Below are 24,870 nucleotides of genomic sequence, written 5' to 3'. Positions count from 1 at the left end.
AGCAAGTACCAATTACTTCGCACTCATCAATGCAACAGTGGTATCCAACATACGGTTGGAGAAGCCCCACTCATTGTCGTACCAGCTAGATACCTTGACCAAACGACCATTTACTTTGGTCAATGTTTCGTCATAAGTAGAAGATGCTGGGTTGTGGTTGAAGTCAACAGAAACCAACGGTGCTTTGTTGTAATCCAAAATACCTTTCAAGGCACCTTCGGATGCTTCTTTCAATACTTTGTTGATTTCTTCAACTGTCGTGTCGCGCTTAGCGATGAACGTCAAATCGACAACGGATACGTTGATGGTTGGAACACGCATTGCGTAGCCATCCAATTTGCCATTCAACTCTGGCAAGACCAAACCAACCGCCGCTGCTGCGCCAGTTTTCGTTGGGATCATGCTCATGGTTGCGGAACGTGCACGACGCAAGTCTTCGTGCATCACGTCTGTCAATACTTGGTCGTTCGTGTAAGCGTGGATCGTCGTCATCAAACCACTTTCGATACCGATCGCGTCGTTCAATGGTTTCGCTAATGGTGCTAAGCAGTTAGTGGTGCAAGATGCGTTAGAAATAACGGTATCAGTTGCCTTCAATACGCCGTGGTTCACGCCGTAAACAACGGTTGCGTCCACATCTTTGCCGCCTGGTGCGGAGATGATGACTTTCTTTGCGCCGCCAGCCAAATGCGCAGATGCTTTTTCTTTGGTAGTGAAGAAGCCTGTGCATTCCAACACGACGTCTACATTCAATTCACCCCAAGGGATATTCGCTGGATTACGTTCTGCGAATACTTTGATCTTGTCGCCATTAACGATCATCGTGTCGCCTTCAACACTCACCGTGCCAGGGAACTTACCGTGCGCTGTATCGTAACGTGTCAAATGCGCGTTCGATTCTGCGTTACCCAAATCGTTAATCGCCACGATTTGAATTTCATTTTTAAACTTACCACCTTCGTAGTGTGCACGTAGGATGTTACGACCGATACGGCCATAGCCGTTAATTGCGACGCGAATCGTCATGGTTCAATCTCCAAAAAGACAAACAGCAACAAAAAATAAAACACAAAAAAACTTAAAATCTACACTTTGAACGAGGTTTATAGAAACCTCCTAGTCGGGATGCAGCGCTAGGCGCAATCCGGAGCAATATGTCGATATTGCGAGGAATTGCAACGACGCGATGCGCCCGAATATGAGGTTTATATAAACCGCTATTGCATAGCACGCGGAAACGGCAAAGCATCCGCCGATGCCAGCATCACATTCAAATCATTCCAACCGTAACCTACTTCGGTCAGATCTAATCCATCCCAACTAAAATCTTGCTCGATGAGGATCTCTCCACCGAGTTCTTCGTAAAAATTGCGTGCTTGTGCATTGCCGTCAATCACCCAAATCACGCAACTGGTGCAGCCCATCGCTTGTAGAGAACGAGCTGCCTTGTGTGACATACGTTTACCTATCCCACAACGTTGCCATTGCGGACGAATATAAATCGCATTGATTTCACCATCTTTGCCCAGCTTAGGCTCAGGCAACTTCATTGCCGAGACAAACCCAACAATTTCATCTTCACTAACGGCAACATACACACACAGGCTATCTTCTTTTGCCGGCAATGCCTGCAAAATGGTACGCCAATGCAGTACGTTTTCATTCATGTCCATCTCATCGAGATAGCTATCAGGAATCATGCCACGATAAGTCGTGCGCCAACCTTCGATGCGGATTGCGGCAATCGCTTCCGCATCTGCGACTGTGGCACGACGTAATTGGATTTCCTTGATTTTATTCATATTGATTTAGGCTTACTTGCGCAGCGTCAAATTAAGCAAATTTAAGCCAAAACAGCTTTCACTTTAGACACCACGTTTTCTACCGTGAAGCCAAAGTGTTTAAACAGGACAGGAGCAGGCGCTGATTCACCGAAAGTATCGATACCAACTACCGCACCTTCTAAGCCAACATACTTATGCCAGAAAGCAGTCACGCCGGCTTCGATTGCCACACGTGGCAAGCCTTTACCCAACACGCTCAATTGATAAGCTTTATCTTGACGATCAAACACGTCAGTCGAAGGCATAGACACCACACGTGCTGGAATACCTTGTGCAGCTAATTCAGCAGCTGATTTCACCGCGAGTTCAATTTCAGAGCCAGTTGCGATCAGCACCACTTTGGCATCAGCTGCATCTTGCAAGATATAGCCGCCGCGAGCGATATCAGCAACTTGTTGCGCTGTACGTTCTTGGAAAGGTAAATTTTGACGCGAGAAAATCAAAGTCGATGGACCATCGGTACGCTTGATCGCTTCTGCCCAAGCCACGGTTGATTCAGTCGTATCGCATGGACGCCAGTTATCCAAATTTGGAATCAAACGCATGCTGGAAATATGCTCAACCGATTGATGGGTAGGACCATCTTCTCCCAGACCGATAGAGTCATGCGTGAAGACGAACAAACTACGAATCTTCATCAAGGCCGCCATGCGAATCGCGTTGCGGCTATAGTCGGAGAAGGTCAAGAAAGTCGCGCCGAACGGCAAGTAACCACCATGCAAAGCGATACCATTCATGATTGCGCTCATACCAAATTCGCGCACGCCATAGTTGATGTGATTGCCTGCTTGGTTAGCGCGCACCGCGACACATTCTTTCCAGTTGGTTAAATTGGAGCCTGTCAAATCGGCAGAACCGCCCAAAAATTCTGGCAAGCTAGGTGCGAATGCTTGAATCGCGTTTTGGCTGGCTTTACGTGTTGCGATGGTTTCTTTCTTCTCTACCACATTGGCAATCGCTGCTTTGACTACTTCCTCAAAATTCGCTGGCAAGCCATTGTTCATACGACGTGTCAATTCAGCAGCTTTAGCTGGATGCGCTGCGCTGTAAGCGGCAAATGCGGCATTCCACTCTGCTTCTGCTTTCGCACCGTCGGCTTTCGCATCCCATGCGCTATACACATCGGCTGGTACCTCGAATGGTGGATAGTTCCAATCAATGTTTGCACGCACAGCAGCGACTTCTTTGTCACCGAGTGCAGCGCCGTGTACATTGTGGGTGCCTTCCATATTCGGAGACCCTTTACCGATCACGGTACGGCAGCAGATCAAAGTTGGTTTGTCAGATGCTTTGGCCGCGATGATCGCTTGATTGACAGCAGCGACGTTATGACCATCGACACCGCGAATCACATTCCAACCGTAAGACTCAAAACGCGCTGGCGTATCGTCGGTGAACCAACCTTCAACATGGCCGTCGATAGAAATACCGTTATCGTCCCAGAACGCGGTTAATTTATTCAGCTTCCATGTGCCAGCTAAAGAACAGGCTTCGTGCGAAATACCTTCCATCAAGCAGCCGTCGCCCATGAACACATAAGTACGGTGGTCAACAATATTCGCACCATCCACATTGAACTCTGCAGCGAGTAATTTTTCTGCTAATGCCATACCAACCGCATTGGTGATGCCTTGACCGAGTGGACCAGTGGTTGTTTCCACACCTGGCGTGATGTGCACTTCTGGATGACCAGCCGTTTTGGAATGCAATTGGCGGAAATTGCTGATTTCAGACATAGGCAAATCGTAACCAGTCAGATGCAATAAAGAATAATGCAACATCGAGCCATGGCCGTTAGACAAAACGAAACGATCGCGATTCACCCATGATGGATTGGTCGGATTGTGACGATAGTGCCCCGCCCATAATGCCACCGCGATTTCTGCCATGCCCATAGGCGCACCTGGATGACCAGAGTTGGCTTTTTGAACAGCGTCCATAGACAATGCGCGAATGGCATTGGCCATCTTAGAAGTATTTTCAGGCTGGAATGTGGATGTCATAGCGGCAGAGGAGAAAAGTTTATAAAATCGTGCAGGAGAACAAATCGAGTTTCATCTTAGGTATCAGATAAATATATTGCACTAAGATTATCGTTTTATTCTATAAAGTCCGTTATTTTACCAGAGCAGCGCGCCACAGAATACAATTGCGACTTTCACATCATTTTTAGACGGGTTTATGGAAGGCTTACACCTCACTGCGGATTGTTTTGATTGTCTTTGCGATCCCACGCTCTTATTCGAAGAAAAACACTTAAGCGAGCTAGTCCGTCAACAAACAAAACAAGCTGGTTTGACCATCGTAGGCGAAAAATTTCATGCATTTAGCTATCCCGACGGTAGCGCTGCGGGAGTGACAGGTACGCTGCTACTCGCCGAATCCCATGTTGCTGTTCACACCTGGCCAGAACGTCAGGCGGTGACTTTAGATGTGTACGTCTGCAACTTTGAAAACGACAATAGCGCAAAAGCTCGTAGCATCGTCGAGCAATTAATCGCCATCTTTCAGCCACAACGCGTTTCACGTCAAGAACTACAGCGCGGTTTACCACGTACCGACAAAGTGTCAATCGTGACCGAGCATTTAAGTGCGCATACCGTCATGCAAACAGAAATTAGCGAGGTGCTGACAGAAGCTCAAAGTCCTTATCAGCTAATACAGGTAATGGATACGCCGGATTTCGGCAAAGTTTTACGGATTGATGGCGCCATGATGACGTCGGAAAAAGATGAATTCTATTATCACGAATCCCTGGTGCATCCGGCGGCCATTACACACGGCACACCAAGAACGGCATTGATTATCGGTGGTGGCGATGGTGGCTCAACTGAAGAATTATTAAAATATCAGAGCATACAAAAAATCACACTGTGTGAAATCGACGAACAAGTGATTGCGATCTCACGACAACATTTATCAGCAATCCACAAAAACGCATTTGACTCCCCTAAGCTCAAACTGATTCATACCGATGGTTTTGCATACATACAGAACCATAACAACGACCATCAAGAAAACTACGATTTAATTTTATTGGACTTGACCGATCCGATTGCACCCAACGGCAGCAATCTTGCCCAGTCCTGCATGAGCGAAGAATTTTTCCAAGCTTGTTATGAGCGATTAAATCACAAAGGATCGTTAGTGCTGCACTTGGGTAGCCATTTCTATCATGCTGAGCGCCATCAAACCACTTTAGAACGTTTGCAAAAATCATTTGATGTCGTTCATCCCTATGCCGTTTTCATACCTTTATATGGTGCCTTATGGGGCATGGCGATGGCAACAAAAGCAGAGGGATCTCACGATATTGATGATGCAGCGAACTTAAGCGCGGATTTGATTAACGAGCGACTAGATACACAAAACATCAATGACTTGCAACATTACAATGCCCAAACTCATACTGCGATGTTTGCTATCGAGGCGCATACCAAAAAGCAAACATGAATTGAATCGCCATAAAGACAGATAGCCAGACACACAGAAACAAGGCGTGTGCATCAACGGTAAAACAAATCTACGAAGACCATCACAACCGAGCATCGCAGTATTACAATGGCAATTCACATTCATCAAAAAATCTTTGAAAATAACAAGGAGTGCCGATGAGCACACAACAAAAACGCCGGGTTTCACAAAGTTTGCCACTCATGTTAGTCACCTCCGCCGCAGTCGCTGGATTAACCGCTTGCGGCAATGATGACCCCAATGCCAACCTCGCCAGTGTGCGCGACGAATACAAAAGCTTAGAGGACTGCAAAGAAGATTGGGGTAGTACCGATCCCTGCCAGCCACAGCCAGCGCCACCTAACAGTAACGCGATTGCAAACACAGGCAACACCTCAGGTGGACATATCTACACAGGCCGCTACTGGGGGCCAAGCTACTATGAAGGTCAACGCCATGTCGCACAGCGTAGCTTTTTAGGCAGCCGATTTACTGGCAATAGTTCCCAACTCAGTGATAGAGCCGTCAGTCGCAGCGTGACGCGTAGTGTTAGTCGTGGCGGCTTTGGATCTAGCTCACGCGGTTTTTCCGGTGGGGGCTAAACACGATGATTCGTGAATCACTCAAGCCACGCAATGGCTGGCAAAAACAATTTGAAGATTTAGGGTTCAGCTATCACTCGATTGATGGGCTGTACTGGGACGAGCGTTATGCCTATCGTTTTACCGCACAGCAGATAGATACTCTTGAACAAGCAACCATTGACTTGCACCAGATGAGTTTGCAAGCCGTCGATCATGTTATCCGTCACGGCATGATAGAACGATTCGCGGTACCAGAGACCTTCTGGTCACAAGTCGAAGAAAGCTGGCGCGAAAAAGAATTCTCTTTATTTGGTCGTTTCGACTTGAGTTGGAATGGCTCCGGCGCGCCCAAGATGTTGGAATATAACGCGGATACACCAACCGGTTTAGTCGAGTCCTCGGTAGCGCAATGGTACTGGCTGCAAGATGTTTTTCCTGATGCAGATCAATTCAACTCTTTGCACGAAAAACTCATAGAACAATGGAAAAAATTTGATGCGAAAGGCGTCTTGCATTTTGCCTGCGCCGATAGTGAAGAAGACATTGGCAACCTCTCCTATTTACGCGACACGGCGATTCAAGCTGGTTTTGCGACTAAACAAATTTTGATCAGCGACTTGGGCTGGGACGACGCCAACGCAGAATTAGTCGATGACAATGATGTCAAAGTCGATAATCTGTTCAAACTCTATCCCTGGGAATGGCTATGCCGAGAACAATTCGCGCCGCATTTACTGTTGCGTCCGGCTCGTATCATAGAACCCGCATGGAAAATGATTTTATCGAATAAGGCGATCTTACCCGTGTTGTGGGAATTATTTCCTGATCACCCTAATCTATTGCCTGCGTATGCTGAAGCTTGGCGTATCAGCGGTAACTTCGTCAAAAAACCTTTGTTATCTCGAGAAGGTGAAAATATTTCTATTTATGCCGACGGCAATGTCATCCACACAGACGGTGAATACGGGCATGAAGGATTTATTTATCAAGCCTATGCCCCTCAACCGAAATTCGATGACGGCATTACACCAGCCTACACATCGATAGGCTCGTGGGTAGTCGGTGACGAAGCGGCTGGAATAGGCATCCGTGAAGATGAGACCTTAATTACAAAAAATACCAGCCGATTCGTACCACATTATTTTGTGGATTAAATTGACGACTGCTCCCCCAGAAGACACTTTTAATCCAATACTTATTTTCTTCAAAGATCAACGAAAGCCCATCATGAGCGCACAATTTTTAGACTACGGATTTCCTGCCTTTATCAGCCACTTTGGTTCCGCACTCGCTTTTTTATTCGTCTTTATCGCGATCTATATACGCATAACGCCGTATAAAGAAATTGCCTTAATCCGTGAAGGAAATACGGCAGCGGCGGCTAGTTTATCTGGCGCAGTATTGGGCTACTGCATCGCACTCGCGTCCTCAGTGGCTCACAGCGTCGATCTAATGGATATGTTGATTTGGGGCGGAATAGCCTTAGTAATCCAGCTACTCGCATTTTTTGTCGCGCGCTTGCTATTGCCTGACTTAATCAAAGATGTTCCAGAGAATAAACTCGCTTCTGGTATTTTTCTTGGCGCTTTAAGTTTAGGTATGGGCATATTAAATGCCGCATGCCAATCATACTGAGCCAATGTCTTGCACCAGCAATACTCATCGTCAAAAACCAACCAGGCATTTAGCCGTGCCTGCCTTTTAAAGTTGTAATTAAAATCTAACCCATGCCACGTTTCTTCTGCCCACATCCACTCGCCATAGGCGCACACTTTGACTTACCCGCGAACACCGCACACCATGTATTTGTATTGCGGCTAAACGTAGGTGATCAAATTGAAGTATTCAACGGAGAAGGCGGCAGTTACTTGGCGAGTTTGACTTGCGTCGCTAAGAAACAAGTTTCCATCGAGCTTAAAGTTTTCCTCCCAGAGGAAGTCGAATTACCTTTTGGACTCAGCTTAGCCCAAGCGCTGCCAGAAGGTAGCAAGATGGATTGGATTATAGAAAAAGCGATAGAACTCGGTGTCAGCACCATACAACCTTTGGCCGCACAGCGCAGTGTCGTTAAACTTAACGCTGAGCGCGCCGAGAAAAAAATGGTCCATTGGCAAGGCATCATCCAAGCCGCCACAGAACAATGTGGGCGCAAACGAATCGCACATCTAGCCGAACTTATCGACGTTCAAAAGTGGTTAACTCAAAAAGACATACATAAGCGTATATTGCTATCGCCGCGCGCCGAGCTTTCTTTAGCGGACTGGGCTCGCCACCAACCAGCGCAGGCACTCACCATCATGGTGGGACCAGAAGGCGGCTTTTCCGATACAGAAGAAAATTTAGCACTGCAACATGGTGCTTTAATGTTAGGCATGGGGCCGCGTGTTTTAAGAACAGAAACCGCGGGACTCGCCGCAATTAGCGTATTAAGTGCGGCTTGGGGTGGCATGTAGCTCATATACTTACCCGCATTTCCATCTAACGATCAGGCAAACAGCGGACGAAGATCAAGTTGTAATCGCGAACGAGAATAAAGAATAGCAAATACGCTTACAAAGTCTTCGCTGGCAAATGCGGCTTCGAGACGCTACATATATTTTCCATTCTAAATTCTTTGTTACACTTACGGTTTTATACCGCATGTGATCTTGGCTTTGACATAAAGCCCATCTACCTAGGCTAGCACCATGAACTCCCACTCCCCTGTCATATCCTGGACAGAAAATAATATAGAACATTGTGTAGACTGGCATTCCGAAAATGGAACAAGCGCCCCTAAACGGGTGCAAATTGCCGACGACACGATGAATGCCGAAACCGCCTATCGTCTCGCTTGCGAAGGTACGGCTTTGCTATGGCGCGGCGACTTTCAAAATGCGAAGAATTTGTTACAGGCGATTGCCCGTAGGATTGATAAAAAACCTCAAAAAAAGACAAAAGCCGCTCAAGCACCAATAACACCGGCACAAGCCTTTCATCTACATAGACAAGCGCAATCCCAACGGGCACGTGTCTTGGCGATGCTGTTAATTTCTGTTGGCGAAAACTTCCATATCCCACTAAGGCGTGCGCCCAATGTTGTCCAAGCTTGCACCGAAGTCTATGGTGAATATAAAGCGCCTTTTGTATGTGCTTTACGCGAATTATTAGGCATCATCGGTGCCCATGAATGGCGTAAAAATGGCGTAGAAATCACTACTCTTGGTGGGAAAATTCACCCACATTACGGGGTCTTCTCGCCAATACGTGGTGAGTATTTAGAATTAATAGCCAAAGCCCCATTGCCATCGACAACGCTGGCATTCGATATTGGAACGGGTACGGGTGTCATCGCCGCTCTGTTGGCTAAACGTGGCATACAAAAAATTCTCGCTACCGATCAAGATACGCGTGCTTTGACGTGTGCAGCAGAAAATCTGCAAAGGCTCAACGTTACAGAGCGAGTGGAACTCATCAAAACCGATTTATTTCCGCCTGGACGCGCACCACTTATCGTCTGCAATCCCCCTTGGATACCCGCCAGACCCAACTCTGCGATTGAACACGCCGTTTATGATCCAGACAGTCGTATGTTACGCGGCTTTCTTAGCGGGGTCGCTGAGCATCTAGAACCAAATGGCGAGGCATGGTTAATCATGTCTGATTTGGCGGAGCATTTGGGCTTACGTAGCTCTCAAGAATTCTGGCATTGGATTGACAGCGCGAATTTGGAAGTCGTCGGCAAAATGGATATTCGTCCTCAGCATCCTAAATCAAAAGATGTAAACGATTCTTTGCACCAAGCTCGTGCCGCGGAAGTTACTTCACTCTGGCGGTTGAGGCTTAAATAAAAATAGAGTGCGGACATAAACCGAAAAAGTGACGCTACATACAAAAAAAGAGCTGTCAATTACTCGACAGCTCTTTGTCTATGACGAGAAAATCAAATCAAAGAACTTAAGCACTCGATTTGACTTTCTCTACGTCAAACAAGGCATTTGCAAAATATTTCACAGTGATGCCTTGCTTACTTACGTCGCTATTACTGAACTACCGCTTTAACACTTGCGCTACCAACTGCTGTATAGGCATTAACTAACAAGTAGTAAGTACCAGCTGCTGGTGCACTGAAAGTAATCGTTTCAGTATTAGTCGCACCATCAGATTTCTTAGTGTAGCTAGTCGTTGTTGGCGCAGTTGTCATGCGAGCATACAGATCACCGTCACCAGTACCTCCAGACAATGTGAATGTCAGGCTAGTTTTACCGGCTGGAACCGTGATGTTGTACACCTTAGAACCACTTGCTGCCAAACTCACTGATTGCGCGACGCCACTCACCAACACATTACCTGTTGGAGGTGTAGTACCAGTTTGGTAGCTAGCCACAATTGACGCACCGTTCACTGCGGCATAAGCATTAGCCAACAAATAGTAAGTTCCTGCAGTCGGTGCCGCAATTGTGATCGTTTCTGCATTGGTAGAGCCGTCAGATTTGGCTAAGTAAGATGTCGTCGTTGGTGCGGAACCTAACTTCGTATACAAATCGCCGTCACCAGTGCCGCCGGACATTTTAAATGTCAAATTCGTCGCACCTGTTGGTACTGCGAATGTGTAAGTTGCACCTTGACCGGTGGCCGCAGAGAAAGTGACAGATACATCCTTAGTCAATACGCCACCACCTGGAGGTGGCGTAGTGCCACCGCAGCCACCAGTCACACCCACGGATGCAAATGCTGCAGTTACGTCAGCCACAGCGTAGTTACGGTTAATCGCTGCTTTTTCTACACCACAAGCACCTTGGTTGAATGTGCTGTTTGCAGTCCAGTACAAACGGTTTGCATCAGCCATGACTTCAAAGGCTTTACGTACTGTCCAACCAGATTTAGTAGCCAACAAATAAAAAGCTTTGTTGAACACGCCGCTGGTGTGATGTACGTCCATGCTGCTCGTGTACTTACTTGCATGGCCAATGGAAATTCCATCTAATTCTGGGTTATACATATAACGCATCGCGCCAGAACCTTTTTTGATATCGTCACCGACCATGAAAGTTCCAGTGCCACGCATGTACCACGCAGCCGCTTCACCCGCCATATCTGAGAACGCTTCATTCATACCGCCAGACATACCAGAGTACACCAGACCAGAATTTTGCTCAGTGAAACCATGGCTGACTTCATGAGAAGTGACGCCCAAAGAAACCAAAGGATGGAAAGTAGAACCGCCATCACCATAGCTCATTGCCGTACCATCCCAGAATGCGTTTTCATAGTTAGTACCATAGTGAATACGCATTTGTAATTTGCCTGAAATTGGACGCAAGCCTAACCAGTCTTGGTACATATTAAACACAACGTTACCGAAGAAATGACCGTCATTCAAAGGAGAATAAGCACCATTGATTGCTTTGTAGGTATTCGTTGGGCAAGTAAATTTATACAATGTGCCGGAGCCAGAAGTAGCACCATTCATGTTGTAAGTATCAACATTTGGACTAGTCATTTGGCATGTGCTAGACACATTCAAAGGACCATAAGTTGAACCGCTACCTGCTGGACCGTAAGTGTATTGACCAATACGTTGGTTACCGCCTGGGCCGCCAGCATCTAAATGCGTAATGCCTTCCCATTGTTCCAGAACGGCACCGGTGTTGGCGTCAATCAATGCATGTGGACGACTTGGTGCGCCATTGGCGCCGATAGTCACATAGGATGTCAAATACACCAATTTAGCAACGTTATTGGCACCCAATTTCACGAACAATTTTGATTGTTCGTTACTTGTATTGGCAGGACGCTTCGCATTTTTCAACAAGCCTATGGCTTGTGTTTCTGAGTACAATGGTCTTGCGCTAGGAATATCGTTACTCAGATTACTCAACATTGTGCCGTGGAATGAACGCGCCGCAGAAGCAACGATAGATTGACTAGCATCTTTATGCTCGACAATTGCTTCACCCCAAACTGGGACGCCCTGATGTAATTGCTCATAACGAGTAACGACTTTGCTACCATAAGCCTGACTACGAACTGCCCGCAAATCAGATGCGCCTAAACCTAAAAACTCATACGCTTGTGAAGATGAACCAGCTGCGAATGATTTATTTTGCGCACCTTGAAATTTTGCCAAATCAACACGATCAGCTGCAGAAGCACTGAAAGTAGCAGCGATCATGGCTGCTAACAATGTTGGGCGTACTACTTGTAACTTGATACTCTTTTTCATCTTTTTCTACCTTTTTGTCGAAAAACTCCCTAAGTACAGAATTGACCAAAGCTTTTGACCCCAGTCCCCATTTTGTGATTGCCAGTTTTGCTTCAACTCAATGTGTATGAAGTGGCAATCCGCTCTTCTTATTTAAGACCGTCAGTAATTTTCGAAACATCCAGTGTGGATGACAAATCGAATGACGAATCTCGCGTGGCGAGTGCCAGTAGAACAGAGGATATTGATCTTGAAAACATTCAAATTTAACTATACAAGTTAATTTAGAGACAATTTGGCTCACCTATTCCAAACTAAATTTAGTTCTGAACGGGGCATTTAAACAAAATTAAACAAAAAAACACCTAAAAGCACGGAATAAACTTCACTAACTAATAATTTATCACAAGTGTTTAAATAATAATTGCGGAAGCTTTTTTACAACACAAAAGTGGTATTACACAAAAATATTTCCCAGCATCACTTTCCCAAAGAAATTTTGTGTTTCTTAGGGACATTTTTTAAGTGGTATTGAAAATATATGCTTAATAGCGAGCAATATTCGCCCTTGAACTGCCTGAATTGAGATGAGAAATAACTACAAATAATGTGGGAATACTTGAGAATAAATTCAGATTAAAACCAATTCAGGTCAAAAACAGACGAAAAAAAACCGCTAACCAAAAGCTAGCGGTTTGAATTGGAAATTAAAAACTAAAATTTAATTGCTTAATCGAGCAAAATCATAAACCTAACAAATTAACGCTGTGCAACAGCATCCACCACGCACAGTGCTGTCATATTCACAATGCGTCGCACCGTTGCGGATGAGGTCAAAATATGTACAGGCTTAGCACAACCCAAGAGAATCGGGCCAATCGCAATATTATTACCGGCAGCTGTTTTCAACAGGTTATAAGCAATATTGGCGGCATCAATATTTGGCATGACTAGCAAATTGGCATCACCTTTCAATGTCGATGTCGGCATCATTTTTTGACGATAACAAGAATCCAATGCGGTATCGCCATGCATCTCGCCATCAATCTCTAAATCAGGCGCATCGCGTTGCACAATACTCAAGGCGCTACGCATTTTCTTGGCGGAGTCACTGTTACTGGAACCAAAATTTGAGTGTGACAATAATGCCGCTTTAGGTTGCAATCCAAACCTACGCATTTCTTCCGCCGCCAAAATGGTAATTTCTGCGATTTGCTCGGCCGTTGGATTTTCATTGATGTGAGTATCCACCAGCACCAATTGACGATCAGGCAAAACCAAACCATTCATCGCAGCATACACATTGACGCCCGCACGTTTGCCAAGCACTTGATTAATATAGAATAAATGCAGACTACCGATACCAAAAGTACCGCAAATCATGCCATCAGCATCACCTTTATGCACCATCATCGCACCGATTAAGGTATGACGGCGACGCATTTCTAATTTCGCGTATTGTTCAGTAATACCTTGACGACAGGTCATTTGATGATAAGTCTGCCAATAATCACGATAGCGCGCATCCATCTCTGGATTAATCGCTTCAAAATCAACGCCTGCACGTAAACGCAGGCCAAATTTTTCTATACGTTTTTCTAGGATATGAGGGCGACCTACCAAGATAGGTTTAGCCAATTTTTCGTCCACCACGACCTGGACTGCACGGAGTACACGCTCTTCTTCACCCTCGGCAAAAACAATACGCTTGCGTGAATCGGGCGCTTTTTTCGCGATCTGGAACAAAGGTTTCATGAACGTGCCGCTGTGGTACACAAACTGCTGCAAACGGTCGCTATATGCCTGCATATCCTGGATGGGTCGAGCGGCAACTCCGCACTCTTCCGCCGCTTTAGCGACAGCAGGTGCAATCTTAATCATCAAGCGCGGATCAAATGGTTTAGGGATTAAGTATTCAGGGCCAAATGACAGATTGGAGATGCCGTAGGCGGAGGCAACGACATCAGATTGCTCGGCTTGCGCCAAATCAGCGATAGCATGCACGACTGCGATTTCCATTTCTCGTGTAATGGTAGTCGCACCACAATCCAAGGCACCACGGAAAATATAAGGGAAACACAATACATTATTCACTTGATTCGGAAAATCCGAACGCCCGGTTGCCATCACCGCATCGTCACGAACGGCTTTCACTTCTTCCGGCAAAATTTCTGGGGTAGGATTGGCCAAAGCCAAAATCAAGGGACGTGACGCCATGGTTTTCACCATATCTTGTTTCAGAACGCCACCAGCTGACAAGCCTAGGAAAATATCTGCGTCAACGATCACTTCTTTCAAACTACGCGCCGTAGTCTCTTGCGCAAAACGTTCTTTATCCGGGTCCATCAATTCAACGCGGCCCTTATAGACCACGCCCGCCAGATCCGTCACAAAGATGTTTTCAATCGGAAAACCTAAATCAACAATCAAATCTAAGCAGGCCAAAGCGGCAGCGCCAGCGCCAGACACTACGAGTTTGCAGTCCTTTAAATCTTTACCGACTACTTTTAAACCATTCAAAATAGCGGCACCAACGATAATCGCGGTTCCATGCTGATCGTCATGGAAGACTGGAATCTTCATTCGATCACGTAATTTACGTTCAATATAGAAGCATTCGGGTGCTTTAATATCCTCCAGATTAATCCCACCAAAGGTCGGTTCTAGAGAGGCAATAATATCAACCAATTTATCAGGATCAGATTCATTAATTTCGATATCAAAAACATCAATACCAGCAAATTTCTTAAAGAGAACGCCCTTACCTTCCATCACGGGCTTAGAGGCCAAGGGGCCGATGTTTCCCAAACCAAGCACTGCCGTACCGTTTGTAATCACACCGACTAAATTGCCGCGAGCCGTATATTTAAACGCAGCAGCGGGATCCGCCACAATTTCCTCGCACGGAGACGCCACGCCGGGAGAGTAAGCCAAGGCCAAATCACGTTGATTGGTTAATTGTTTTGTCGGCGTTACGCTAATTTTGCCTGGAGTCGGAAACTCATGATATTCCAAAGCAGCTTGACGCAATTGTTTACGAAGTAACTCTTTTTGTTCTGGCGAATCCATGCTGGTCAATTCCTTCTTTATACAAACTTATACAAACGAATGGGGGTTAATGATTCTAGCAGACGGGCAACATTTGCTTCATACGTATTTATACGAGTTCCATTACTTTTTTGCATAAGCACAGAAGAAAAATGTCACAATCAGTCCAAACAAATATCATTTGCACATCAAATTATTTAAATGACCATCATTAACGCTAAGCTGACAAAGTATGGCTGCAACTCCCCTCTTAGCAAACACAATACGCCCCAAATACAAATTAGACACAAAAATATACCTTTGCTATGAAACTTCATTTGCTTAATTACATGTTTTCCAGTATTTTTTCGGAAGCAAAAAATATCTAAAATTTAAAAATAAAAATCGTCGCAGGTAGATGGTATTTAGGCCGCGAAGATCGAGTACCCGAAAGCGATAATAAAAGATGGTAAAGCTGTTCCCTCGAGAAAAAAACCTTGAAGCCTATATCGCCACCAGCGCAGAACAAGCCCAAACTGCCAACATGTTGCACAACGCAAACTGGCGTCTGGGCGAAGAAAAATCTTGGCATTTGGATCAAGCGAACGGTCAACTACTATTAAACTTCGACGACGGCAGCTTTGCACTGGCTCCCGCACAAATTGTCGGCACCTATCACCACCAAGACAGCAGTTTTTTATGGGCTTGGGATCATCCCTCCATACTTCCAGCCTTACAACGCTATGCCACAACGGTAAAACAATTTGGTAAAAAACATAGTGTACGCGAACTCACCAAAAGCAAACTAAAATGCACCGAACACCGCGCATGGGAATTAACGGCATTGACCATGCACTTAAATCAGGCAAAAGGTGCTTACCGTGTTTTAATTAGACCAGGGGTGAGTATGTTCTTGACATTTGGCGACGTGCAAATCGCACACGAAAAACAAAGCTGAATGCCCCACCTTACATCACCCACCTTGCATCAAAGTCAAAGATAGTATCCAGAGGCACAAGCCAAACGCTGTGCCGAACTTATTTCAGCTCCATACTCTATAAGTTGCAGTAATCACTAATTTCTTTTCCCGCCCACATTTCGCTTTCGGTACAATGCGACATGCTCTCCGAATTCGATCTCATCAAACAATATTTTGTGCAAGATTACGCACAAAACTCCCCCCAAGATTCACGCTTTGCATTAGGCATAGGCGACGACTGTGCGCTACTCAATCCTAGTCAGGGCATGCAGCTTGCTATCTCTAGCGACATGTTGGTCTCAGGCAGACATTTTTTTCCCGATGCTGATCCCTATTTACTCGGCCACAAATGCTTGGCAGTCAATCTTTCAGATCTGGCTGCGATGGGGGCAAAGCCACTCGCATTTACCCTTGCGCTATCCTTGCCAGAAGCCAATCGCGACTGGCTAGCCGCCTTTTCGCAAGGTTTGTTAGGTCTGGCAAAGACGCATCAGTGCCGCCTAATTGGTGGAGACACGACCAAAGGCCCGTTAAATATCTGCATTACGATATTGGGTGAGCTACCGCCAGCAGCGGCCTTACGCCGCGATGCGGCTCAAGTCGGAGATGATATTTGGATTTCTGGCACTTTGGGCGATGCACGTCTGGCGCTCGCAGCCTACTGGAAAGAACTAGATTTAGACGAAACATCTCATCAACAAGCCGCAATCCGCATGCATCAACCCACACCGCGTGTTGCATTAGGAATTGCTTTGCGCGGCATCGCGCATGCGGCCTTAGATATCTCTGATGGATTGATTGGTGATCTCGGACATATTTTGGCGGCATCCAAAGTGGGAGCCAGTTTATATGTTGATGAATTACCGGCTGGGTCTATTTTACAAACACAAAGTACTAAGCTTCGCAGAGAATTCACCTTAGCGGGTGGCGATGACTATGAGCTATGTTTCACCGCGCCGGTTGCACAAAGAGACGCTGTCATGCAGGCCAGTAAAATAAGCAATACGCGCGTCACTCGGATCGGCAACATCGATTCCGAACCTGGATTACGCCTACTTGATCAAAATAAGCAGCCCCTAGATTTACACCTAAAATCCTTTGATCACTTCACCTCGCCTTAAAGATTGCACACTATATGGAAACTAATCCACATCCCATATTAAAGCCTGGCTCGAGTTTTATGCTGGCACATCCCGCTCATTTTTTAGCGCAAGGATTTGGTAGCGGCTTATCTCCGATCATGCCAGGCACAGCCGGAACATTATTTGCGTGGCTCAGTTTTGCGGTTTTAAATTTACGCTGGCCCACGCTTTTTACGCCCGTAGTTTGGAGCGCAATCATTGTGATTGGCTACTTCATCGGCGTATGGGCTTGCGCGGTCACAGGAAAAAATTTAGGTGTCGCCGACCACGGCAGCATGGTCTGGGATGAAATAATCGCTTTCTGGTTGGTGCTGGTCTTTATAACGCCAGCACCATTGATCACCCAGTTTTGGGCCTTCATTGCCTTTCGTTTTTTTGATATGGTCAAACCACCGCCGATCGGCTATTTTGACCAACGATTTAAGGGTGGATTCGGTGTCATGTTTGACGATATTGTCGCTGCATTTTTTGCGTTATTGGCTTTTGCACTTTATCGCACTTGGTGAACATCCAATCGATTGGTGCTTAGGAATACAAAAAATCCATCAGATAAATCACCTCAACAAAGACACTAAGTGCTAAAGTATTTCTTAAAATGACAGATACAAATAGCCACTCTAATTTCAAGGAGACATATTATGGCTGACATGTTGGAACTAGCAGAAAAAGTTGGCGACACCCTCAGATCTAAAAAACTATTGTTATCTGTCGCAGAATCTTGTACAGGCGGCGGGATATGTTATGCACTAACGGAAATTGCTGGTTCATCGGAATGGTTTGATTGCGGTTTTGTTAGCTACTCTAATTCAGCAAAGACAGAAATGTTGGATATTTCAGCCTCGCTAATAGCTCAACACGGCGCGGTAAGTGAAGAGATTGCGGCAGCGATGGCGGAAGGCGCATTAGCAAATTCGGAAGCACATGTATCAATTTCAACCACCGGCATTGCAGGCCCTGGTGGTGCCGTTCCCGGCAAGCCTGTTGGTACTGTCTGTTTTGGTTGGCGTGTAGGTGGCGTCACACACACTGAGCGAAAAGTATTTAGTGGTGATCGACATGCAGTGCGTGAACAAACTATTGCGCATGCATTGACTAAGTTATTGCGTTACGTGGATGAAATTTAATTCCTTAAGCTTACTAACTCGCTATTTCAAGACAATATTTCAATACGAACCAAGACCAACATAAAAAAGGCGCGAAGAAGTCAATCTTCGCGCCTTTATATTTTCTACATTTTAGAAATTCGATCATCGAAACCGATTAATCGCATCCCGCGTTTCCAAAGCAACCCGACGTGCTGCTTGTGCATAGCTTTCATCCGCCACAGGCTTTGCATACAAAATCGCCCGTGAAGAATTAATCATCATGCCAGTGCCGTTTGCAGTGCGACCAGCACGCACTGTTGACTCCACATCACCACCCTGCGCGCCAACGCCGGGAATCAACAATGGCATGTTGCCGATCAAAACACGTACTTGCGCGATTTCATTCGGGAACGTAGCACCAACCACGAGCGCACATTGGCCATTGGTATTCCATTTGTCCGCCACCAATTGCGCGACGTGTTGATATAGAGGTTTACCGCCCACGTCCAAAAATTGCAGATCCGAACCACCTGCATTCGAGGTACGACACAGCACAATCGCGCCGCGATCTTTCCATTCTAAATACGGCGCAACAGAATCAAAGCCCATGTAAGGATTGACCGTGACCGCATCGGCGTCATAGCGTTCAAACGCTTCGCGCGCATATTGTTCTGCAGTCGCGCCAATATCTCCGCGCTTTGCATCCAACACGATAGGGATAGCCGGATAAGTCGTTTTGATGTAACGGCAAATCGCTTCCAACTGGTCTTCGGCGCGCAAAGCAGCAAAGTAAGCGATTTGCGGTTTAAAGCTACAAGCCAAGTCGGCAGTCGCATCGACAATCGCTTTACAAAAGGCGTAGATCGCATCTGGCTGTCCTGCCAACTCCACTGGAAATTTATTCACGTCTGGATCTAAACCTACGCATAACAAAGAATTATTCGTAGTCCAAGCGCTGGAAAGTTTTTGCAAAAAAGTCACAGTATATCTCTATCGTTTGAAATGAAATCAAGTCGATGATCTCAATAAAAAAGGGACAAAACTCACCTTATCAGCAAGTTTTTATCCCTCCATTATAAACCATCGCTTTTTCTGACCTTAGGTTGTCAGCCGAAATACGATTAAAAAGCTGCAATCCCCGTCTGCGCACGACCCAAAATCAGTGCATGAATATCGTGCGTTCCTTCATAGGTATTCACCACCTCTAAGTTCACTAAGTGACGCGCGATGCCAAATTCGTCTGAAATGCCATTACCACCCAGCATATCGCGCGCGGTTCTGGCGATGTCGAGCGATTTTCCGCAAGAATTACGCTTCATAATGGACGTAATTTCTACCGCAGCCGTACCCTCATCTTTCATGCGACCGAGGCGCAAACAGCCTTGCAACGCCAAGCTAATTTCGGTTTGCATGTCAGCCAGCTTCTTTTGAACTAACTGATTCGCCGCGAGTGGACGACCAAATTGCATGCGGTCCATCGTGTATTGTCTCGCGGTATGCCAACAAAACTCCGCCGCGCCCAAAGCACCCCACGCGATACCATAACGCGCGGAGTTTAGGCAAGTAAATGGGCCTTTTAAGCCTTCGACATGCGGCATCAAATTTTCTTCTGGGACAAACACTTCGTCCATCACGATTTCACCCGTGATCGAAGCGCGCAAACCCACTTTTCCATGGATTGCCGGTGCGGATAAACCTTCCCAACCGCGTTCCAAAATAAAGCCACGGATACGACCATCATCAGTTTTCGCCCACACCACAAACACGTCTGCAATCGGACTATTTGTGATCCACATCTTAGAACCAGTGAGCAAATAACCACCATCCACCGTTTTTGCACGCGTGACCATGCTGCCCGGATCAGAACCATGATTCGGCTCGGTCAAGCCAAAACAACCGATCCACTCACCCGTCGCTAACTTTGGTAAATATTTGCGTTTTTGCGCTTCACTACCAAATTCATTGATAGGTACCATGACCAAAGACGATTGCACACTCATCATCGACCGATATCCAGAATCGATACGCTCAACTTCGCGCGCCACCAAGCCATAACAAACATAATTCAAACCTGCTCCACCGTATTCTGTCGGAATCATGGAACCCAACATGCCTAATGCGCCCATTTCACGAAAAATCGCTGGATCGGTGCGTTCATTACGAAAAGCGTCCAAAATTCGCGGTGCAAGTTTCTCCTCGCAATACACGCGCGCCGCTTCTTGCACCATACGCTCGTCGTCACTTAATTGGGAATTCAACAATAATGGGTCGTCCCATTGGAATGATGCTTTTGCCATCGTAGTCTCTCAAATTCTTGTGGTTGATCTTTGCGTGACAACATGCAGGGTAGCCGACAAGGTCATCGCTTGTTTTGTTAGACCAACATGCTAACCCATTTATGCTTAGGAGGAAATTTGAACTGTGCCAATTTAGCAATTGAAACTGACATAAATAGAAAAATCTGGTCCCTCCGACAAGAATCGAACTTGTATCCCACGCTTAGGAGGGAGCACCAACAATTCTAAAAAGTCATTGTGCCATATGCACTTACGGCGATCAAGTACGCTATCCTACTAAAAATGTTCCAAATTTGTTCCAAGTTCCAGCTTGGCGACTAGAAAGGAGTGCGGAGGATGGCTGGTAAGTTGATCACTGAACGAACGGGTGTCAATGGCGATGTGTCGTTCCTGGTGCGCATCCGTGAAGCGGGTGTGGCTGTTAGCAAGACCTTCAAGACCAAGAAGGAAGCTGAGAAGTTCATCCGTGAGGTGAAGACAAAGATTGATCGTGGTGAGTCAGTGGACATCACCAAAATCAAGAAGATGACTTTGGCTCAGATTTTTGATGAATACTTGAAGCACAACACTGTTGCCAAAGGCAAGAAATACGACCTTGAAAAGTTGAAGCTTGAAATTGGGAAGGTTCCTCTTTCAAACTTTAAGGCTGGCACTTTTGCTTTGTATTTGAAAACCAAGCTTGAACAGGAAATTCCAGATCAAGCGAAAAAGAAAAAATCCCATCCTCTTTATGATGGTCATCAAGTGGTTGATCCTGACACTGGCAAGCTGAAAAAAAAGACTTACAGCGAAAGCACAATCAGGAAATATTACTATGCAATCAAAACAGCATTGTTTTGGCATGCAAAGCATCACGATTACACTTTTGACCGAAAGCCATTTGATGACAATCCACCTCCCAAGGCATGGGAGCCAAGAGATCGCATTCTTGAAGCTGGTGAATTGGATAGGTTACTAGAAGCAACAAACAAGATGTATGTGAAGCGGGAAGAATGGAAGTGCCTTATCTTGTGGCAATACTATTCTTGTATGCGGGCAGGTGAAACATTGTTGATGAAGTGGGATGAAATTCATTTGGATGAAAAAAATCCACATCATTCATACATTTTTGTTCCAAAGGAAAACACCAAAATTGCAGACAAGAAGAATGCTGAGGATCGCAAGGTTCCACTAAGACCAGAGTTCTTTCATTTCATCAAAGATAGGTTGATGAAGCTGAAAAAAGATGGTCAACAATTGGTGTTTGGTGACTATTGGAGTAGCAGTTCTGTTCTTGCTGCTAGGTTCAAGGTAATCTGTAAAAATGCCAAAGTTGAAGATTTTAAAATTCACGATTTAAGACATTGTGCAGTAAGTTGGTATTTCGTTAATACAAACTTGACTGATATTGAAATAAGTAAAATTTCAGGACATATTGAACTATCAACTTTGAAGAGGTATGCAACTTTGCGCCATAGTGACATTGGCACTAAACTATGGGCAAATGCAAAATAAAAAAGCACCTTCGGGTGCTTTTTTTATGATTTCCAATTTCGTTTCCACTCATCGAATGTCTCTTCTGTTAGTTTCTTACCATAATACCACCATTCTTTATAGCCATTACCCCATTCAACAGCCGGACCATCTTCACGATGGAAAAAGCCATTTATAGACCATTTGTTAATGGTGCACCTCTGCTCTGTTTCTACAAGTTCAATAGCTGGTCCATCAGTGCGATGTAAACAGCCATTCAAACACCAATGCTTGTTGCCATTTCTCCATTCAATGGCTGGTCCATCTTCACGATGAATTTTCCCATTTTTATAATAAGTAATGGTTTCTGAGTTAATAATTATTCCATTTTTTTTCATATTGTCTCCTTGGGTGATTTTGCTTTTCCTTCCTATTGCCAGATGATAAAAATCATCTAACCTAAATTTTTGATCGCTTGTGGTTCTTGATGGTGTTAATGTCATCTTGATGAGCAAGAAGTTTTTCTTCCAACTTTGCTTTGAAAAGAATTTTGTCTACTTCATCATCAGTTAATTCACCAACAATATTTTTAATAAGTCGTTCGTATCGCTGTAATTTGGTGAATGGGCTTTTGGTGTGCTCACACACAAATCCTTGTGAAACTCCCACCTTTAAGGCGATCTCTTGTTGTGTCATTTTTGGGCGTGTGACAAACAGCCTGACTACTTCTCTGATAAGTGGTTTGTATTTTTCTGCTTTGGCAAAACCACCTTTCCTTCCATTCTCTGCCATTATTTCTGAGTAATCCATAACTTCCTTTGCTAGATGATATTTATCTTTTAGCAAATTAAATTAAGGAGTCAACTCATTTCTTAAATTTGTTATGAGTATTATTTTTTAAAGTCTCTTTCATTTTCCTAATTCTTTCAGCAGCAACAGCAACACCAATTCTCTGTTCAAGACTATCAGCTTGTGATTTTAAAGCTTGAGCCTTAGCAGGATTCTTACAATTGCTAATTTGAGTTCTAAGGTCATTCAGTTGAGATTGCATTCCACCAATGGAGCTATCAGAACTTGAACCACCGGAGGAAATTCCATCTGATGATGATGGTGCATTATTAGAGCCAGAAGAATCAGATTTGCCACCTGATGAACTTGAAATATTAGCTGTAATTGGTTTACTTTCAGTCTGGGTTTTATCTGTAATAGGTTGAATAGGTTTGGTTATCGGAACTTCTTTTTCAATAGAAATAGGTTTAATACTTGTAGAACCTGAACCTCCAATACTTCCAGTTCCACCACCATCGTGAACAGGTTTTTCTTTCTTTTCACCATAAACACGATCCTTATTTCTTCTACCAAAAGGTTTAGAAACTAATTTTTTGTTGAACGCTCTTCTGGATTTTGTAAGTCTTTCAAGTGTAGCTCTTACCTTTTCAAAATCAGAATCATTTAACTGTTTTTTGAAGTCAGCATTTTTTGTTTGATGATCAATTTTTATCTGTTTGTAGTCTGCACCGTATTCATAAACGGGACCTTTTAAGCGAAAAGCTTTTTCACTGCCATAAGGTTTTAGTGAAATGAATTTATCATTCACTCTTGTTATTTCTCCAAAATTTTCTAAAAAATCACACAAATCCTGTCTGCTAGAAATTTTTCCATTGATGATTTGGTGAGCAACACAGTCAGATACTTCATCTTTTGTTGGCTTGTTTTTACGAAATTCTTCAGCAGATTTTGAATTGGATTTTGGTAAAACTTTTCTTTCAAATTTTGATTCAGATGCTTTGATTGGATCAGGTACAACCTGGTCGTAACCCATTTGATGATTAATATAGGCATCAAAAGCATCCTTAAAATCTTCCTTAGCTTTACCTGGTGGAAATGGATTCATTTGGCGCGATGTGGTCAACTCAACCAACGGGATAACATAATTTAATTCGATGTTTCCTTTGTCTTCGTGAATATTCCAGTAATCCACGTAATTCACTCCTGGTTCAAGTCCCGCCATAAATGTTTTACGAAATGCGTCAACGATCTTTTGTAGGTGTGCATCAGTTGGTTTTTCTCCATCACGAAAAGATAGAGTTCCAGATACATATTTATGTTTTCTTTCAATAGAATCAGCGACAACAATGCACTCTTCTGCACTACCTGCAAAATCTCTTGGCTTCACACTTCTTCTGTTATTTTTATGATCGAAATCACTTTTTAAGTAGTTAATTGCATCTGCAATTGAGCCAGTGCCGTTATCGTTGATTGCATTAATCATTTATTTATTTTGGATTGTCCCAATGAATTTTTTCTTGATTTCATCATTTTCCTTAAGGGCATTTGCCAAATCCTTCAATAAAAGTCTTGCTTCCTGAGTAGTAAATTCTTTTGTTGTGTTCAATTTTTTTGCGATCTGATTCAAGGTATTTCCACTTCTACTCAACTCAGAAAGTATGCTTCTGTTCAAATTTTTATCTTCTTGTTTTTGATCCCAGTAAAGATCAATTTTTGTTTCTTCACCACAAAAAATTTTATTTCTTACGAACTGCGCAACTGAATTGAAATCTGATTTTTTCCATTCACTTTTTAGTGCGTCGTGTTCAATTGGTGAAAGCTTTACATCTAAAGAATATGTTCTCTTGAACTGATGATCATCATCACTTCCGTTACGACCTGGGTGTTTTTTTGGTTCAACTTCTTTGCTCATGTGTGCTCCTTTTTTATTATTGTTGTTGAGCTTTTTAGGGTTCTAGGGCAGCGCCCTAGCGAGAGATAAATCCATCGGTAAAGCCCATTTATGGGATTTAGCCCGTATGGTTTATTAGTCTC

22 protein-coding genes are annotated in these 24,870 nt (G+C 44.6%); 11 read left to right on the top strand and 11 right to left on the bottom strand.

Annotation, left to right across the window (positions count from 1 at the left end; all coding sequences use genetic code 11):
• Positions 1–12 precede the first annotated feature (12 nt).
• From gap to tkt, 3 genes are all read right to left on the bottom strand, one after another.
• Positions 13–1,026: a type I glyceraldehyde-3-phosphate dehydrogenase gene (gene gap, locus ACFFJH_RS08085; RefSeq protein ID WP_212674224.1), complete on the bottom strand. Its 1,014-nt coding sequence runs from the start codon at positions 1,024–1,026 to the stop codon at positions 13–15.
• A gap of 191 nt (positions 1,027–1,217) precedes the next feature.
• Positions 1,218–1,802: a GNAT family N-acetyltransferase gene (locus ACFFJH_RS08080; protein WP_390211535.1), complete on the bottom strand. Its 585-nt coding sequence runs from the start codon at positions 1,800–1,802 to the stop codon at positions 1,218–1,220.
• A 41-nt stretch (positions 1,803–1,843) separates the two neighbouring features.
• On the bottom strand, positions 1,844–3,847 hold the full coding sequence (tkt, locus tag ACFFJH_RS08075; RefSeq protein WP_390211533.1) for a transketolase: 2,004 nt from the start codon (positions 3,845–3,847) through the stop codon (positions 1,844–1,846).
• A 178-nt stretch (positions 3,848–4,025) separates the two neighbouring features.
• On the opposite strand from tkt, the gene speE reads away from it, so the two are divergent.
• From speE to ACFFJH_RS08045, 6 genes are all read left to right on the top strand, one after another.
• Entirely contained in the window at positions 4,026–5,297 is a 1,272-nt protein-coding gene (speE, locus tag ACFFJH_RS08070) for a polyamine aminopropyltransferase (protein WP_390211532.1), read from the top strand.
• Positions 5,298–5,455: 158 nt separating this feature from the next.
• Entirely contained in the window at positions 5,456–5,899 is a 444-nt protein-coding gene (locus ACFFJH_RS08065) for a hypothetical protein (protein ID WP_390211531.1), read from the top strand.
• A 5-nt stretch (positions 5,900–5,904) separates the two neighbouring features.
• Complete coding sequence (locus ACFFJH_RS08060; RefSeq protein WP_390211530.1) at positions 5,905–7,035, top strand: glutathionylspermidine synthase family protein; 1,131 nt, start codon at positions 5,905–5,907, stop codon at positions 7,033–7,035.
• A 73-nt stretch (positions 7,036–7,108) separates the two neighbouring features.
• Positions 7,109–7,516 carry a DUF350 domain-containing protein gene (locus ACFFJH_RS08055; RefSeq protein ID WP_390211529.1) on the top strand — a complete coding sequence of 136 codons (408 nt, stop codon included), beginning with the start codon at positions 7,109–7,111 and terminating at the stop codon, positions 7,514–7,516.
• A gap of 92 nt (positions 7,517–7,608) precedes the next feature.
• The gene (locus tag ACFFJH_RS08050; RefSeq protein WP_390211528.1) at positions 7,609–8,334 is read left to right on the top strand and encodes a 16S rRNA (uracil(1498)-N(3))-methyltransferase; all 726 of its coding nucleotides are present in this window, start codon (positions 7,609–7,611) and stop codon (positions 8,332–8,334) included.
• Between the two features lie 234 nt (positions 8,335–8,568).
• Positions 8,569–9,711 (top strand): methyltransferase, encoded by a 1,143-nt coding sequence (locus ACFFJH_RS08045; RefSeq protein ID WP_390211527.1) that lies wholly within the window; start codon positions 8,569–8,571, stop codon positions 9,709–9,711.
• 191 nt (positions 9,712–9,902) lie between these two features.
• Here ACFFJH_RS08045 and ACFFJH_RS08040 read toward each other — a convergent pair whose 3' ends face one another.
• Both ACFFJH_RS08040 and ACFFJH_RS08035 read right to left on the bottom strand, forming a co-directional pair.
• Positions 9,903–12,086: a M4 family metallopeptidase gene (locus tag ACFFJH_RS08040; RefSeq protein WP_390211525.1), complete on the bottom strand. Its 2,184-nt coding sequence runs from the start codon at positions 12,084–12,086 to the stop codon at positions 9,903–9,905.
• A 738-nt stretch (positions 12,087–12,824) separates the two neighbouring features.
• On the bottom strand, positions 12,825–15,134 hold the full coding sequence (locus tag ACFFJH_RS08035) for an NADP-dependent malic enzyme (protein WP_390211524.1): 2,310 nt from the start codon (positions 15,132–15,134) through the stop codon (positions 12,825–12,827).
• Positions 15,135–15,558: 424 nt separating this feature from the next.
• Between ACFFJH_RS08035 and ACFFJH_RS08030 the strand changes: the two genes are divergently transcribed.
• The 4 genes from ACFFJH_RS08030 to ACFFJH_RS08015 all read left to right on the top strand — a co-directional run bounded on the left by ACFFJH_RS08030 (position 15,559) and on the right by ACFFJH_RS08015 (position 18,337).
• Positions 15,559–16,050, top strand: a complete 492-nt coding sequence (locus ACFFJH_RS08030; protein ID WP_390211523.1) for a DUF6882 domain-containing protein — start codon at positions 15,559–15,561, stop codon at positions 16,048–16,050.
• A gap of 161 nt (positions 16,051–16,211) precedes the next feature.
• Complete coding sequence (gene thiL, locus ACFFJH_RS08025) at positions 16,212–17,192, top strand: thiamine-phosphate kinase (RefSeq protein WP_390211521.1); 981 nt, start codon at positions 16,212–16,214, stop codon at positions 17,190–17,192.
• A 14-nt stretch (positions 17,193–17,206) separates the two neighbouring features.
• Complete coding sequence (locus tag ACFFJH_RS08020; RefSeq protein WP_390211519.1) at positions 17,207–17,719, top strand: phosphatidylglycerophosphatase A family protein; 513 nt, start codon at positions 17,207–17,209, stop codon at positions 17,717–17,719.
• 132 nt (positions 17,720–17,851) lie between these two features.
• Positions 17,852–18,337 (top strand): CinA family protein, encoded by a 486-nt coding sequence (locus ACFFJH_RS08015; protein WP_390211517.1) that lies wholly within the window; start codon positions 17,852–17,854, stop codon positions 18,335–18,337.
• A 123-nt stretch (positions 18,338–18,460) separates the two neighbouring features.
• On the opposite strand, the gene pyrF is transcribed toward ACFFJH_RS08015, so the two are convergent.
• Together pyrF and ACFFJH_RS08005 are read right to left on the bottom strand one after the other, a co-directional pair.
• Positions 18,461–19,279 (bottom strand): orotidine-5'-phosphate decarboxylase, encoded by an 819-nt coding sequence (gene pyrF, locus ACFFJH_RS08010; RefSeq protein ID WP_390211515.1) that lies wholly within the window; start codon positions 19,277–19,279, stop codon positions 18,461–18,463.
• Between the two features lie 140 nt (positions 19,280–19,419).
• Entirely contained in the window at positions 19,420–20,595 is a 1,176-nt protein-coding gene (locus ACFFJH_RS08005) for an acyl-CoA dehydrogenase (protein ID WP_390211514.1), read from the bottom strand.
• 336 nt (positions 20,596–20,931) lie between these two features.
• Here ACFFJH_RS08005 and ACFFJH_RS08000 point away from each other — a divergent pair, with 336 nt between their 5' ends.
• Positions 20,932–22,089, top strand: coding sequence for a tyrosine-type recombinase/integrase (locus ACFFJH_RS08000; protein ID WP_390211512.1), 1,158 nt, complete (start codon positions 20,932–20,934; stop codon positions 22,087–22,089).
• A gap of 23 nt (positions 22,090–22,112) precedes the next feature.
• On the opposite strand, the gene ACFFJH_RS07995 is transcribed toward ACFFJH_RS08000, so the two are convergent.
• The 4 genes from ACFFJH_RS07995 to ACFFJH_RS07980 all read right to left on the bottom strand — a co-directional run bounded on the left by ACFFJH_RS07995 (position 22,113) and on the right by ACFFJH_RS07980 (position 24,748).
• The gene (locus tag ACFFJH_RS07995; RefSeq protein WP_390211511.1) at positions 22,113–22,445 is read right to left on the bottom strand and encodes a hypothetical protein; all 333 of its coding nucleotides are present in this window, start codon (positions 22,443–22,445) and stop codon (positions 22,113–22,115) included.
• A 61-nt stretch (positions 22,446–22,506) separates the two neighbouring features.
• A complete protein-coding gene (locus ACFFJH_RS07990) occupies positions 22,507–22,857 on the bottom strand; it encodes a hypothetical protein (RefSeq protein WP_390211510.1) in 351 nt (116 codons plus the stop codon).
• 55 nt (positions 22,858–22,912) lie between these two features.
• On the bottom strand, positions 22,913–24,319 hold the full coding sequence (locus tag ACFFJH_RS07985; RefSeq protein ID WP_390211509.1) for a relaxase family protein: 1,407 nt from the start codon (positions 24,317–24,319) through the stop codon (positions 22,913–22,915).
• Complete coding sequence (locus ACFFJH_RS07980) at positions 24,320–24,748, bottom strand: plasmid mobilization protein (RefSeq protein WP_155436641.1); 429 nt, start codon at positions 24,746–24,748, stop codon at positions 24,320–24,322. It abuts the gene before it with no gap.
• Between the last annotated feature and the right edge of the window lie 122 nt (positions 24,749–24,870).

It is taken from the genome of Affinundibacterium danionis (assembly GCF_042432465.1).
GTDB classification, from domain to species: Bacteria; Pseudomonadota; Gammaproteobacteria; order Burkholderiales; family Burkholderiaceae_D; genus Undibacterium; species Undibacterium danionis.
Note: the sequence above shows the minus strand (reverse complement) of the source record. Positions and strands in the feature narration are given on the sequence as shown.

Bases quoted from the DNA above. Each gene is read 5' to 3' on its own strand.
- gap (WP_212674224.1), bottom strand. From the start codon at position 1,026: ATGACGATTCGCGTCGCAATTAACGGCTATGGCCGTATCGGTCGTAAC.
- ACFFJH_RS08080 (WP_390211535.1), bottom strand. From the start codon at position 1,802: ATGAATAAAATCAAGGAAATCCAATTACGTCGTGCCACAGTCGCAGAT.
- tkt (WP_390211533.1), bottom strand. From the start codon at position 3,847: ATGACATCCACATTCCAGCCTGAAAATACTTCTAAGATGGCCAATGCC.
- speE (WP_390211532.1), top strand. From the start codon at position 4,026: ATGGAAGGCTTACACCTCACTGCGGATTGTTTTGATTGTCTTTGCGAT.
- ACFFJH_RS08065 (WP_390211531.1), top strand. From the start codon at position 5,456: ATGAGCACACAACAAAAACGCCGGGTTTCACAAAGTTTGCCACTCATG.
- ACFFJH_RS08060 (WP_390211530.1), top strand. From the start codon at position 5,905: ATGATTCGTGAATCACTCAAGCCACGCAATGGCTGGCAAAAACAATTT.
- ACFFJH_RS08055 (WP_390211529.1), top strand. From the start codon at position 7,109: ATGAGCGCACAATTTTTAGACTACGGATTTCCTGCCTTTATCAGCCAC.
- ACFFJH_RS08050 (WP_390211528.1), top strand. From the start codon at position 7,609: ATGCCACGTTTCTTCTGCCCACATCCACTCGCCATAGGCGCACACTTT.
- ACFFJH_RS08045 (WP_390211527.1), top strand. From the start codon at position 8,569: ATGAACTCCCACTCCCCTGTCATATCCTGGACAGAAAATAATATAGAA.
- ACFFJH_RS08040 (WP_390211525.1), bottom strand. From the start codon at position 12,086: ATGAAAAAGAGTATCAAGTTACAAGTAGTACGCCCAACATTGTTAGCA.
- ACFFJH_RS08035 (WP_390211524.1), bottom strand. From the start codon at position 15,134: ATGGATTCGCCAGAACAAAAAGAGTTACTTCGTAAACAATTGCGTCAA.
- ACFFJH_RS08030 (WP_390211523.1), top strand. From the start codon at position 15,559: ATGGTAAAGCTGTTCCCTCGAGAAAAAAACCTTGAAGCCTATATCGCC.
- thiL (WP_390211521.1), top strand. From the start codon at position 16,212: ATGCTCTCCGAATTCGATCTCATCAAACAATATTTTGTGCAAGATTAC.
- ACFFJH_RS08020 (WP_390211519.1), top strand. From the start codon at position 17,207: ATGGAAACTAATCCACATCCCATATTAAAGCCTGGCTCGAGTTTTATG.
- ACFFJH_RS08015 (WP_390211517.1), top strand. From the start codon at position 17,852: ATGGCTGACATGTTGGAACTAGCAGAAAAAGTTGGCGACACCCTCAGA.
- ACFFJH_RS08005 (WP_390211514.1), bottom strand. From the start codon at position 20,595: ATGGCAAAAGCATCATTCCAATGGGACGACCCATTATTGTTGAATTCC.
- ACFFJH_RS08000 (WP_390211512.1), top strand. From the start codon at position 20,932: ATGGCTGGTAAGTTGATCACTGAACGAACGGGTGTCAATGGCGATGTG.
- ACFFJH_RS07995 (WP_390211511.1), bottom strand. From the start codon at position 22,445: ATGAAAAAAAATGGAATAATTATTAACTCAGAAACCATTACTTATTAT.
- ACFFJH_RS07990 (WP_390211510.1), bottom strand. From the start codon at position 22,857: ATGGATTACTCAGAAATAATGGCAGAGAATGGAAGGAAAGGTGGTTTT.
- ACFFJH_RS07985 (WP_390211509.1), bottom strand. From the start codon at position 24,319: ATGATTAATGCAATCAACGATAACGGCACTGGCTCAATTGCAGATGCA.
- ACFFJH_RS07980 (WP_155436641.1), bottom strand. From the start codon at position 24,748: ATGAGCAAAGAAGTTGAACCAAAAAAACACCCAGGTCGTAACGGAAGT.